Source organism: Nostocoides sp. (assembly GCF_035343835.1).
GTDB classification, from domain to species: Bacteria; Actinomycetota; Actinomycetes; order Actinomycetales; family Dermatophilaceae; genus Nostocoides_A; species Nostocoides_A vanveenii.
Genome location: NZ_DAOQZV010000076.1, coordinates 1 through 12,609, shown reverse-complemented (window position 1 = coordinate 12,609; position 12,609 = coordinate 1). Strand labels below are relative to the sequence as shown.

Sequence of the window (12,609 nt, the reverse complement as noted above, 5' to 3'; positions counted from 1 at the left end):
TGGCGCCGGTCCGGTCGGCCAGGGCGAGGGCGGCGGCCAGGGCACCGGGAACGGTCGCCAGTCGCTCGCCGACGAACAGGATGCTGCCCTCGCCGGCGAGGGCATCGGCGGCCACATCGGAGGCGAGCAACTCGGTCTCGGTGCCCGGAGCGGCCGGGATCAGGGTGCCACCCACCTTGGCCAGCCCGCGGGTGGCGAAGGGAGCCAGCGAACTGACGCGCGTCTTGTTCTTGCGGAAGGCCTTGCGCAGGCGCAGGAAGAGAATCGGGCTCTCCTCCTCCGGCTCGAAGCCGGCGAGCAGGACGCTGGGTGCCTTCTCGATGGCCGCGTAGGTGGCCGCGCCACTCTCGGGACCGGTGGCGACCACATGCGCGGCGAGGAAGCGGGCTTCTTCGCGACTGTGGGGGCGCGACCGGAAGTCGATCGCATTGGTGGCGAGCACCATACGGGCGAACTTGCCGTAGGCGTAGGCGTCCTCAACGCTGACGCGGCCACCGGTCAGCACGCCCGCGGTGCGTCCGCGCAGGCCAGCCGCCGCGGCCGCGAGCGCCTCGGGCCAGGACGTGACCTCGAGTTCACCGTCGGCACCGCGGACCATCGGGAAGCCGAATCGGTCACCGACGGTGGGTGCTGTGAAGGCCCAGCGGCCCTTGTCGCAGTTCCACTCGTCGTTGACGGCCGGGTCGTTGATCGCCATCCGGCGCAGGACGGTGCCGCGACGGTGGTCGGTGCGGATGGCGCAGCCGCTCGCGCAGTGCTCGCAGGCACCGGGAGTCGAGACGAGGTCGAAAGGCCGCGACCGGAAGCGGTAGGCCGCGCCGGTCAGGGCACCGACCGGGCAGATCTGCACGGTGTTGCCCGAGAAGTAGCTCTCGAAGGGGTGCTCTTCGTAGATGCCGACCTGCTGCAGGGCACCTCGCTCGACCAGGGCGATGAAGGGGTCGCCGGCGATCTGGTCGGAAAAGCGGGTGCAGCGGGCGCACAGGACGCAGCGTTCGCGATCGAGCAGGACCTGGCTGGAGATATTGATCGGCTTGGCATAGGTGCGCTTGGAATCCTCGAAGCGCGAAACGGCGCGGCCGGCGCTCATCGCTTGGTTCTGCAGCGGGCATTCGCCGCCCTTATCGCAGACCGGGCAGTCGAGCGGGTGGTTGATCAGGAGCAACTCCATGACACCGCGCTGGGCCTTGTCGGCACCGGGCGAGGTGTATTGGGTCCTGACCTCCATGCCTTCGGCCACGGTCATCACGCAGGAGGCCTGGGGCTTCATGCGCCCGGGCGGGCCCTGCATCTGACGGGGCGCGCCGGGCTTGCCGTCCGGGCCGGGCGGGCCGGGCATGGCGACCTCGACCAGGCATTGCCGGCAGGCGCCCATCGGCTCCAGTGAGGGGTGGTCGCAAAAGCGCGGGATCTCGATGCCGGCCTGCTCCGCGGCGCGGATGATCAAGGTGCCCTTGGGCACCGAGACCGGGATGCCGTCGATGGTCAGGTTGACCAGATCGGTGGCCACCGGCTTGTCGGGGATGACGCTCATACGGAGGCCTTCTCCTTGGCAAAGAGGGACGAGGCGTCCCGATCGAACGGACAGCCGCCATGACGCAGGTGATCGAGGTATTCCTCGCGGAAATACTGGATGCTGCTGGTCACCGGCGAGGTGGCGCCGTCACCGAGCGCGCAGAAGCTGCGCCCGAGGATGTTGTCGCAGATGTCCAGCAGCTTCTCCAGGTCTTCCTCGGTGCCCTGGCCGTGCTCTAGGCGTCCGGTGATCTGCTTGAGCCACCAGGTGCCTTCGCGGCATGGGGTGCACTTGCCGCAGGACTCGTGCTTGTAGAAGTCGGTCCACCGATCGACCGCCCGCACCACGCAGGTGGTCTCGTCGAAGATCTGCAGGGCTCTGGTGCCGAGCATCGAGCCGGCCTTGGCGACCGAGTCGAAATCGAGCGGGATATCGAGGTGCTCGGCGGTGAACAGCGGCGTGCTGGACCCGCCAGGGGTCCAGAACTTCAACTGCTTGCCGTCGCGCATTCCGCCGGCCATGTCGAGCAGCTCGCGCAGGGTGATACCGAGCGGGGCTTCGTACTGGCCGGGGCGGGTGACGTGGCCGGAGAGGGAGAAGATGCCGAAGCCCTTCGAACCCTCGGCGCCCATCCCCGCGAACCAGTCGGCGCCGTGCAGCAGGATCGGCGGCACGGAGGCGATGGACTCGACATTGTTGACGACCGTCGGCCGGGCATAGAGGCCGGCGACGGCCGGGAATGGCGGCTTGCTGCGCGGCTGGCCGCGGCGACCCTCCAGGGAGTCGAGCAGCGCGGTTTCTTCGCCACAGATGTAGGCGCCGGCACCGGCGTGCACGGTCACGTCGAGGTCGAAGCCCGAGCCGTGGATATTCTTGCCGAGGTGGCCCGCGGCATACGCCTCTTCGACCGCCCGCATCAGGCGGCGGTAGACGTGCACGACCTCGCCGCGCAGGTAGATGAAGGCGTGATTGCACCCGATCGCGAACGAGGTGATCGCGACCCCTTCGATGAGGAAGTGGGGGGCGGCCATCATCAACGGGATGTCCTTGCACGTGCCCGGCTCGGACTCGTCGGCGTTGACGACGAGATAGCGCGGCCCGCCGTCCGGCGGGGGCAGGAAGGACCACTTCATGCCGGTGGGGAAGCCGGCTCCGCCACGGCCGCGCAGGCCGGAGTCCTTGGCCATCCCGACCAGGGCGGACGGCTCCATCCCGAAGGCCTTCTTGAGGGCTTTGTAGCCGTCATTGGCTTCGTAGGTCTCGAGGGTCCAGCTGTGGGGGTGGTCCCAGAACTTCGAGAGGATCGGGGTCAGCGTCGTCATCTCACTCCCCTGCCTGCGTGGTGTCGGTGGCCTGACGGGCGCCTTCGAGGGATTCGACGGCCACCTCGCGCACGACGGCGCGCTCGTCACGAGCGTCCGCGGCGATGTCGGCGTGGTCAGCCTCGGGACCGGAAAAAGAGGACGGCGGCGCGGTCCAGTGGTGTTCGTGCGCTACGCGCAGCCCCTCCAGGGTCGCGGGGCCGGCGCCCACGCCCTCGTCGGCACGTCCGTCGGGGAAGCCGGCAAGCACGCGCGACATCTCCTTGAAGGTGCACTGGCGATTCGGGCCGCGGGTCGGCCGGACGGGCGCGCCCGCGCGCAGGTCGTCGACCAGGGCGATCGTCGACTCTGGGGTCTGGTTGTCGTAGAACTCCCAGTTGACCATCACGACGGGGGCGAAATCGCAGGCGGCATTGCACTCCACCCGCTCCAGGGTGATTTTGCCGTCGCCGGTGGTCTCGTCATGCCCGAGGTCGAGGTGCTCGCTGACGGCATCCCAAATCTGGTCGCCGCCCATGATCGCGCACAAGGTGTTGGTGCAGACGCCGACGGTGTACTCGCCATTGGGGTGGCGCTTGTACTGGGTGTAGAAGGTCGCGACGCCGCTGACCTCGGCCTCGGTCAGGCCGAGGACGTCGGCGCAGAAGGTGATGCCGCGGCCGGTGATATAGCCGTCGACGCTCTGGACCAGGTGGAGCAGCGGCAGCAGGGCCGAGCGGGCGTTGGGGTAGCGCGCAATGACGGCCTGCGCGTCGGTGTGCAGGCCGGCGAGCACGTCATCGGCATACGGCTCTTTGCTCGCCGCCGGGACGTGCAGGTGACCGGACGCGGTCTGTTCTCCGTAGTGCTCCATCAGCGGTCGACGCCCCCTAAAGCCCAACCGCGAGAAGTCCTTGTCATCGGTCCACGCCTCCCATAACTGGGTCGATCGAGGCCACCGCGACGATGACATCGGCGACCTGAGCGCCTTCACACATCGCCGACACGGCCTGCAGGTTGTTGAAGCTGGGCTCGCGGAAGTGCACCCGATAGGGGCGGGTGCCGCCATCGGAGACGGCGTGGCAGCCGAGCTCACCCTTGGCCGACTCGACCGCGGCATAGGCCTGGCCGGGGGGGACCCGGAAACCCTCGGTGACCAGTTTGAAGTGGTGGATCAGGGACTCCATCGAGGTGCCCATGATCTCCTTGATGTGCGCCAGGCTGTTACCCATGCCGTCGGGGCCGACGGCCAACTGGGCCGGCCAGGCGATCTTCTTGTCCTCGACCATCACCGGGCCGGGGTTGTTCTGCAACTCATCGCAGACCTGCTCCACGATCCGCAGCGACTGATACATCTCGTCGATGCGCACGCACAGGCGGTCGTAGGCGTCGGCGCCGTGACGCACGGGAATGTCGAAGTCGTACTTCTCGTAGCCGCAGTAGGGCGCGGACTTGCGCAGGTCGTGCGGCAGGCCCGCGGAGCGGAGCATCGGCCCGGTGATGCCCAAAGCCATGCAGCCGGTCAGGTCGAGGGAACCGACGCCGACCATGCGGCCCTTGAGGATGGGGTTCTCGAGCATCAGCAACTCGAGCTCGTGGATGCCCTTGCGGACCTCGGGGATCAGGTCACGGATGGCCTGCAGCGCACCGGCCGGGAGGTCCTGGGCGACACCGCCGGGCCGGATGTAGGCGTGGTTCATCCGCAGACCGGAGATCATCTCGAAGACCGACAGGATGCGCTCCCGCTCGCGGAAGCCGATGGTCATGACCGTGGTCGCGCCCATCTCCATGCCGCCGGTGCCCATACAGACCAGGTGGCTGGTGATCCGGTTGAGTTCCATCATCAGCACGCGGATCGCGCTGGCCCGCTCGGGGATCTGGTCGGTGATGCCGAGCAGCTTCTCGACGGCCAGGCAGTAGGCGGTCTCGGTGTGCAGCGGCATGACGTAGTCCATGCGGGTGCAGAAAGTCACGCCCTGGGTCCAGGTGCGGAACTCCATGTTCTTCTCGATACCCGTGTGCAGGTAGCCGATGCCCGCGCGTGCCTCGGTGACGGTCTCGCCCTCGAGTTCGAGGATGAGGCGGAGCACGCCATGAGTGGACGGGTGCTGCGGACCCATGTTGACGACGATGCGTTCCTCAGGACGCGAGCCCACCTCGCCGACGATGTCTTCCCAGTCGCCGCCGACGGCATTGAAGACCCGGCCGTCGGACTCGGCACCCGACGCCGCGTAAATATCGACATTCTCATCGAGATCGTCGATGCGGTGGACCTCATCCGGGTCGGCCGCGGTGAACACAGTGCTGTCGCTCATCAGTTGTAGGCCCTCCGCTGGTCGGGCGGGGGCACGGTCCCGCCCTTGTATTCCACTGGGATCCCGCCAAGCGGGTAGTCCTTGCGCTGGGGGTGCCCCGGCCAGTCGTCGGGCATGAGAACCCTAGTCAGGGCGGGGTGGCCGTCGAAGATGATGCCGAACATGTCCCAGGTCTCGCGCTCATGCCAGTCCGCGGCGGGGTAGGTGGGCACGACGCTAGGAATGTGCGGGTCACTGTCGGGTGCGGTGACCTCCAGGCGCAGCCGGCGACCACCATTGGTGATGGAGAGCAGGTGGTAGACGACGTGGAGTTCCTTGCCCGTCTCCGCGAGGTAGTGGACACCAGAGACCGACAGGCACATCTCGAAGCGCAGCGCGGGGTCGTCACGCAAGGCCCGGGCGACGGCCGGCAGGTGCTCGCGAGGCACGACGAGGGTCATCTCGCCGCGGTCGATGACGACACGCTCGATCATGCCGGGCTCGATGGCACCCTCGACCGCGTCGGCGAGGGCGTCGAAGTTGCCGCCATAGGGACGCACCGCGGCGCCCGGGAACAGGATGGGGGCGCGCAGGCCGCCATACCCGGTGGTGTCGCCGGTGTCGCGCGCTCCAAACATGCCGCGGCGCTCGCCGACCTCGACCGGTTCGGGCGTCGTGCCGGGCGCGGCCGGCAGGTTGTCCTGCGCGGCGGCGTGCGGGTCGACGGCGGGGGGCGTGGTTTCGGTCATGCCAGCAGGCTCCGTCCGGCGAGTTCACCGTGGTCGTGGGTCGGCGCCATCAGATGCGTCGGCGTGGCGCTCAGCGCGGCCGCCTCGGCGGCGCGGGCGGCGGCGACCTTGTTGACGCCGAGCTTGGAGTTCTGGATCTGGTCGTGCAGGGTCAAGATCGCGTTGAGCAGCATCTGCGGCCGCGGCGGGCACCCGGGCAGGTAGACGTCGACCGGGATGATGTGGTCGACGCCCTGGACGATCGCGTAATTGTTGAACATCCCGCCCGAACTGGCGCAGACACCCATCGAGATGACCCATTTGGGCTCGGGCATCTGGTCGTAGACCTGCCGGACGACGGGCGCCATCTTCTGGCTGACCCGCCCGGCGACGATCATCAGGTCGGCCTGGCGGGGGGTAGCCGAGAAGCGCTCCATGCCGAAGCGGGCGATGTCGTAGTCCGGGGTGCCGACCGCCATCATCTCGATCGCACAGCACGCCAGGCCGAAGGTCGCCGGCCAGACCGAGCTCTTGCGCATATACCCGGCGACCTGCTCGACCGTCGTCAGCAGGAAACCCGCGGGGAGTTTCTCTTCGATTCCCATGGTTGTCCCGTCAGTCCCAGTCGAGGCCGCCGCGGCGCCACACATAGGCGTCGGCGATGAAGAAGGCGTTGAGGAGGAAAAGCACCATCGCCAACAGCGCGAACAGGCCGAGTTGACCGAAGGCGACGGCGAACGGATAAAGGAAGAGCGCCTCGACGTCGAAGATGACGAAGAGCATGGCGATCAGGAAGTACTTGATCGGCACTCGGCCACCACCGCTGGCCTGCGGGCTCGGCTCGATGCCGCACTCATACGCATCGAGCTTGGCGCGGTTGTAGCGGCGCGGGCCGGTCAGCGGCGCGATCCCGACCGAGAAGACGGCGAAGCCACCACCGATGAGCAGGAAGAACAGCAGCGGCAAATAGGGGTTGCTCATGACCGATCAACTCCCCTTTCGTTCGTTGTGGTGCACGTCACGACCGATTCCTCCGTCATCCTAGGGGGGCGGGCCGACAACGCGGCGGACGACTCGACGTTCATGCGTCGGGAGCCAAACGCGACAAGGCATTGACGATCCGGTCGCTGGGACTGGAACCACCCTTGTCGGGCAGATTCGCCATCAATTTCAGGAGAAAACGCATCAGCGTGGTCCGCGGGAGACCGTATTTCGTGGCGATCCGCATGACCTCGGGATTGCCGATGGCATGGGCGAACCAGCGGCCGAGGGTGAAGTAGCCGCCGAGTTCGTGCTTCATCACCCCCGGGTAGGCCGCGAGGACCCGCTCCCGCTCCGCGTCGCTGCCCCGGGCCAGGGCTTGAGCGATCAACTCCGAGCCCACCCGGGCGGCTTCGAGGGCGTAGTCGATGCCCTCGCCGTTGAAGGGGTTGACCATCCCCCCGGCGTCGCCGACGAGAAGGAGGCCATCGGCATACAGCGGGGTGCGGTTGAAGCCCATCGGCAGAGCGGCCCCACGGATCGGGCCGGCCGCCTCGTCATGGGTCAGGTGCCAGTCGGCATCGATGTCCTCGACCCAACGCCGCATGACGTCCTTGTAATCGGTGTGACCGAAGGCACTGGAGGTATCCAGGATGCCCAGGCCGACGTTGGTGCGGCCGTCCTCGAGCGGGAAGAGCCAGCCATAGCCGGGCATCAGCATGCGGGTGCCGTCGTCACGACGCGTCCACAGCTCCAGGTGCGACTCGAGATAGTCGTCCTGCTTGGGGGTCTTGTAGTAGGCGCGGACCGCCACGCCCATGACGCGGTCCTCGCGCTTCTCGCGTCCGGCCGCGGTGGCCAGCCGGGAGGAGACGCCGTCGGAGGCGACGACGACGGGGGCGCGAACGGCATACGTCTCGCCCGTGGCGCGACCGCGCTCGTCGAGGCGCTTGGCGCAGACCCCGACAACCCGGCCGGTGCGCTCGTCACGCAGCGGGGCGGTGACGCTGGTGCGCTCGAGGAGGCGGGCGCCGCGGTGCTCGGCGTGGCGCGCGAGCGTCTCGTCGAGTTGGCCACGCGTGCGGACCATGCCGTAGTCGGGGAAGCTGCGCGTCGTGGGCCAGTCGAGGGTCAGCGTGTGGCCGCCGCCCTTGATCCGCAGGCCCTTGGTGCGCTGCCAGCCGGTGGTGTCGACGCCGAGGGAGATCAACTCCTTGACTGCGCGCGGGGTCAGGCCGTCGCCGCAGATCTTGTCGCGCGGGAACGCGGCCTTCTCCAAAAGCACCACGTCGAGTCCGTGTTGGGCGAGATAGGCCGCCGTAGCGCTGCCTCCCGGGCCCGCGCCGACGACGACCACATCGGCCTGATCACCAGGCTGCGTCATGGGGTTCCCTCGCCGAGCTTGTGAATGGTTTCACGAACTGCCCGAGTCTAGGCGAGGGCTCCCCCGACGGTGGAAGTAAGGCTTACCTAAGCGTCGTGGCTGCGGGGGGCCGTCGGACTACCGGAGCGGGTCGACGACGACCGAGGCGTTGCTGCCCAGGAGGAGGGTCTTGCCGGTGCCGAGGTCATAGGCATACATCGCGCTCAGGGTCGGATCGGGGGAAGGGGTGCCCATGACATACACCTTGGAGCCGATCGCGGTCTGTACGTGGGCCATCCCCCAGGTCGCAAAGGAGGCCTTGATCGCGGTGTAGCTGCCGGGGCGCGGGGCGAAGCCGATGCCGTCGCCGGTGCCCTGCACCGCGTCACTCGCGACGATGCCTTTGCTCGTGCGCCACGCGCCGTCGAAGCCGAAGGGCGCGCTTGCCCGGGTGAGCGCGCTCGGCGCCCCGCCCGCCCACGCGAACCGGTAGACGTCCATACGCATGGCCGCGTCGTTCCAGCAGATCGCCGTCAGACGCGCGGCGTCCCAGTTGGACAGCGGCGTGCACCGGCGACCGGTCACCGCGGGCAGGGTGCGCACCAGCGCGCCCGTGGCAGTGGCCCTGACCCGGATTCGGCCGCCCCCCTCATCGGTCGCGAAGGTCAGGCCGTCGGGTGCCGGAAGGACGCTCGAGGCGCCAGGCACCGAGAGCTCGAGCGCGCCGGTCACGCTGCGCCGCTCCGTGAAGGGAGCTTGCCCGTCCGGTCGCTGCCGGCCCAGCCAGATCGACGCTGCGGACGGCGCCGTGAAACGGGCCTGAATGATGTCCGAGCCGACGGTCGATGTCGTGAAGCTCGACCAGGCACCCTTGAGCGAGTCGTAGGCCGCAATGCGGGTGGACTCGTCATTGATCGGGGCCGTGAAGAGGAACCGGGTGCCGTTGCGGGAGACATCGGCTAAATGCAGGTCGGAGTCCGGCGCCGCAGTGACGCGGGTGTTCACGCCGGTCGGGCTGACCAGCCAGAGGACACCGTTCTCGATGGTGGCGACATATCCGGCCTTGGAGCCCGCAGCCGCCGTGGTCGCCGCGGGCGCGGCGGGAGCGAGATCAGCGGCCGTGTCCGCCTGCGCTGCGGTCACGCCAGCAGCGATCCCGGCCGTGCCTGCGAGGGCAGCGCAGGACGCCATGACAGCACGAAAAGACTTGCGAGAGAACATGAGTGACCCCTGTATGTCGCTGCGCCGGCCGCGTTGCCGGCGTCACCCCTATGACTACGCACCCCGGGGATCGGTTGGGTGCCACATCAGACTTCTTCTTGTCGACGGCGCCTTGCCGGCCGCTTCGCGCGGCGAGGATCTGTCAGGGCGTCATGCATGGACAGCGTTCGCCTCGGACGCCCGCCGAGCGTCAGCGATCGGTGAGAGCGTCCCTCATCGGGATGAACTTGGCGTCGGACTCGGCGACCTCGTCGGCGGGATCCGAGCCGGCGACGATGCCGCACCCGGCATACAGGGTGATCTGGCGCCGGTCGGCCGGGTCGAGTTCACCGCTGCGCAGGGCGATCCCCCACTCGCCATCGCCGGTGACATCCATCCAGCCCACCGGGCCGGCATACCGGCCGCGGTCCATGCCCTCGAGCTCGGCAATGACCCGATCTGCTGCCGCCGTCGGGGTGCCGCAGACGGCGGCCGAAGGGTGCAGGGACGCGGCGAGTTCCAGCGATGTGGCGCCGTCGTCGACCGCCCCGGCGACATCGGTGGCGAGATGCATGACGTTGGGCAGATGCAGGACGAACGGCGACTCCGGCACGCTCATCGAGGAGCAGTGGCGACCGAGGGCGTCGGCGACCGAACGGACCGCGTACTCGTGCTCCTCCAGATCCTTCGAGGACCGGGCCAGCGAACCGGCGAGGGCGAGATCGTGGGCGTCGTCGCCGGTGCGCCGAATCGTCCCGGCCAAGACCCGCGATGTGGCCAGGCCGCGATCGAGGCGGACGAGCATCTCCGGCGTGGCCCCCACCATGCCAGCGACCGCGAATACCCACGTGTTCTCGTAGCGCGCGGCCAGCCGGCGAAGCAGCCAGCGGGGATCGATGTCGCTCACGGCGCGCGCGATGAGGCTGCGGGCGAGAACGACCTTGTCGACGGCGCCCCCGGCGATGCGGTCGAGGGCCTCTTCGACAGCCAGCTCCCACTCGGCGGCGGTCCTGGCGCCGTCCGCGAAGGCGATTTCACCGGGCGACGCCGGCTCGGGGGCCGGCTGCTGCAAGGTCCCGGGGGCGGGGAGGGTGCCTTGGGTGACGGTGGTCAACCAGGCAACGTCACCACGACGGCCGACGACGACTGCGGGCACGACGAGGGTGGATCGCGTCGGCGAGGCAGCGGCATACGCCATGGCGCCGAAGGCGATCGGACCGGTCCCGGGCAGCCGGACATCGTCACGGACCACCGCCCCAGCCGTCAGCGTCCGCCACCACGCGGTGGCGGCGGAGAAGCGGTCGGTCCCGGTGGCGTCGAAGTCGGCTACCCGGCCCCAGCCCACGAGGCCTTCGCTGCGGCGCACCCACGAGCAAAGATCGCGATGGTCCGCCGCCTGCGGTAGGAGGGCGAGAAGATCGTCGGCGGTGGCCGGGGGAAGCGCGATCGTACGGGCCACGAGGCGGCCGGATTGCGAGGTGGGCATCGTGGTCATCGTCACGGAAGCCTACGACCCATGCGGCAGGATGAGCGCATGAGCCGCGCCACCTTGGAGAAGGATCCGAATCAGGTCGCGGCGATGTTCGACGACGTCGCCGCCAAGTACGACTTGACCAATGACGTGCTGTCGCTGGGGCAGGACCGCCGCTGGCGGCGGGCGGTCGTCGACGCGGTGTCGGCCCGGCCGGGCGAGACGGTGCTCGACATCGCCGCGGGGACCGGCACCAGCTCGGAGCCCTGGGCCGACGCGGGAGTGCACGTCGTGCCCGCCGACTTCTCGCTCGGGATGCTGCGGGTGGGGCGGGCCCGGCGGCCCGACATGGGGTTCACCGCGGCCGATGCGATGCGCCTGCCTTTCGCGGACGGCACCTTCGATGCGGTGACGATGTCCTTCGGGCTGCGCAACGTGGCGGACGCGTCGGCGGCCCTGCGGGAGTTTGCGCGGGTGACCAAGCCGGGTGGGCGGTTCGTGTTGTGCGAGTTCTCCGCGCCGACGAATCCCGGCTTCCGGCGCATCTACACCGAATATCTGATGCGGTCGCTGCCGGCCGTGGCTCGTCGAGTGAGCTCGAACCCGGACTCGTATGTCTATCTGGCCGAGTCGATCCGGGCCTGGCCCGCACAGCGGGAAATGGCCCAGGTGATCGCCGACGCGGGCTGGTCGCAGGTGCGCTGGCGCAATCTGTCGGGCGGCATCGTGGCCCTGCACCACGGGGTGCGCGGGACTGCTGCGCCGTAGGCGACGACGGGCGCCGAACGTCGGTGTGCCGCTGCGGGAGCGCAGCGTGCGGGCGGCATACGCTCCGGGGGCGAGGCGGAGGGGTCGCCCGCCGCTGGCATGATCGTCCCCGTGTCCGCGCTCGACCTCGCCCGTGCCGCGATCGACTCGGCCGTGGCAGCCGGCGTGCGCGAGGTGGTTCTGTGTCCCGGATCGCGCTCCGCGCCCTTGGCGTATGCCGTGTTGGCCGCCGAGCACGCAGGTCACCTCCGCCTGCACGTTCGGGTCGACGAGCGGTCGGCAGGTTTCCTGGCCCTCGGCCTGGCCAAGGTCTCGCGGGCGCCGGCGCTCGTCATCACCACATCCGGGACCGCGGTGGCGAACCTGCACCCCGCGGTGCTGGAGGCGCACCACGGCTCGGTGCCGCTGATCGTGCTCTCGGCCGACCGACCGGCCCAGTTGCGTGTATCCGGGGCGAATCAGACCACCATTCAGCCCGGGATCTTCGCCGGTGCGGTGCGGTGGGAGGCCGACCTCGCCGCCGACGCGGACCCGCGCGACGTGGGAGCAGCCGTTGCGGCGGCCGTCGAGGCAGCAATGGGTGCCCCCGCGAGTTCCGCGCCGGACGGCCGCCAGCCGGGGCCGGTGCACGTCAACCTCTGCTTGGGCGAGCCCCTGGTCCCGGCCACCTGGCCGCTGACGGACGACTCGCCACTCGATGGCCCGCACGTGTTCTCTCGACGCGCGCAGGTCGACGCCGCTGACGCGGAGGTCCACGCCGCTAGCGCAGAGGTCCGCGGGAATGCGGAGTTTCGCGAGGCTCGTGCAGAGGTCCGCTGGAGTGGGGAGTTTCGCGACGACACGGTCCGCACTCTGCTGGTCATCGGTGACCTGATCGATCCGGCGACCCGGCCCGAGGTGGTGCGCTGGGCGACCGCGCGCGGGCTGCCGATCGTCGCCGAGCCTTTCGGCCGTCACGCGGGAACTGGCGCCACGCTGCCCGGCGCG

General features: G+C 69.3%; 12 protein-coding genes. 2 read left to right on the top strand and 10 right to left on the bottom strand.

Annotated elements, in window-relative coordinates:
• The 10 genes from PKH97_RS07435 to PKH97_RS07390 form a co-directional block, all read right to left on the bottom strand.
• Positions 1–1,534, bottom strand: a 1,534-nt coding sequence (locus PKH97_RS07435; RefSeq protein ID WP_324386773.1) for an NADH-quinone oxidoreductase subunit G, incomplete at its 3' end; no start/stop codon positions are given.
• Positions 1,531–2,838 carry an NADH-quinone oxidoreductase subunit NuoF gene (nuoF, locus tag PKH97_RS07430; protein WP_324386772.1) on the bottom strand — a complete coding sequence of 436 codons (1,308 nt, stop codon included), beginning with the start codon at positions 2,836–2,838 and terminating at the stop codon, positions 1,531–1,533. The genes PKH97_RS07435 and nuoF, both read right to left, overlap by 4 nt.
• Before the next feature lies 1 nt (position 2,839).
• Positions 2,840–3,691, bottom strand: a complete 852-nt coding sequence (gene nuoE / locus PKH97_RS07425) for an NADH-quinone oxidoreductase subunit NuoE (protein WP_324386771.1) — start codon at positions 3,689–3,691, stop codon at positions 2,840–2,842.
• A gap of 43 nt (positions 3,692–3,734) precedes the next feature.
• Complete coding sequence (locus tag PKH97_RS07420; protein ID WP_324386770.1) at positions 3,735–5,132, bottom strand: NADH-quinone oxidoreductase subunit D; 1,398 nt, start codon at positions 5,130–5,132, stop codon at positions 3,735–3,737.
• Positions 5,132–5,860: an NADH-quinone oxidoreductase subunit C gene (locus PKH97_RS07415; RefSeq protein ID WP_324386769.1), complete on the bottom strand. Its 729-nt coding sequence runs from the start codon at positions 5,858–5,860 to the stop codon at positions 5,132–5,134. Before PKH97_RS07415 ends, PKH97_RS07420 begins: the two co-directional genes overlap by 1 nt.
• Positions 5,857–6,444 (bottom strand): NADH-quinone oxidoreductase subunit B family protein, encoded by a 588-nt coding sequence (locus PKH97_RS07410; RefSeq protein ID WP_324386768.1) that lies wholly within the window; start codon positions 6,442–6,444, stop codon positions 5,857–5,859. The genes PKH97_RS07415 and PKH97_RS07410 overlap by 4 nt, the downstream gene beginning before the upstream one ends.
• Positions 6,445–6,454: 10 nt before the next feature.
• A complete protein-coding gene (locus PKH97_RS07405; protein ID WP_324386767.1) occupies positions 6,455–6,820 on the bottom strand; it encodes an NADH-quinone oxidoreductase subunit A in 366 nt (121 codons plus the stop codon).
• Positions 6,821–6,920: 100 nt separating this feature from the next.
• Entirely contained in the window at positions 6,921–8,204 is a 1,284-nt protein-coding gene (locus PKH97_RS07400; RefSeq protein WP_324386766.1) for a geranylgeranyl reductase family protein, read from the bottom strand.
• Positions 8,205–8,321: 117 nt separating this feature from the next.
• Positions 8,322–9,404 carry a hypothetical protein gene (locus PKH97_RS07395; protein WP_324386765.1) on the bottom strand — a complete coding sequence of 361 codons (1,083 nt, stop codon included), beginning with the start codon at positions 9,402–9,404 and terminating at the stop codon, positions 8,322–8,324.
• Positions 9,405–9,594: 190 nt separating this feature from the next.
• Entirely contained in the window at positions 9,595–10,878 is a 1,284-nt protein-coding gene (locus PKH97_RS07390; RefSeq protein WP_324386764.1) for an isochorismate synthase, read from the bottom strand.
• 39 nt (positions 10,879–10,917) lie between these two features.
• Here PKH97_RS07390 and PKH97_RS07385 point away from each other — a divergent pair, with 39 nt between their 5' ends.
• Together PKH97_RS07385 and PKH97_RS07380 are read left to right on the top strand one after the other, a co-directional pair.
• Complete coding sequence (locus tag PKH97_RS07385) at positions 10,918–11,622, top strand: demethylmenaquinone methyltransferase (protein ID WP_324386763.1); 705 nt, start codon at positions 10,918–10,920, stop codon at positions 11,620–11,622.
• Between the two features lie 111 nt (positions 11,623–11,733).
• On the top strand, positions 11,734–12,609 hold an 876-nt coding region (locus PKH97_RS07380; RefSeq protein WP_324386762.1), incomplete at its 3' end, for a thiamine pyrophosphate-binding protein.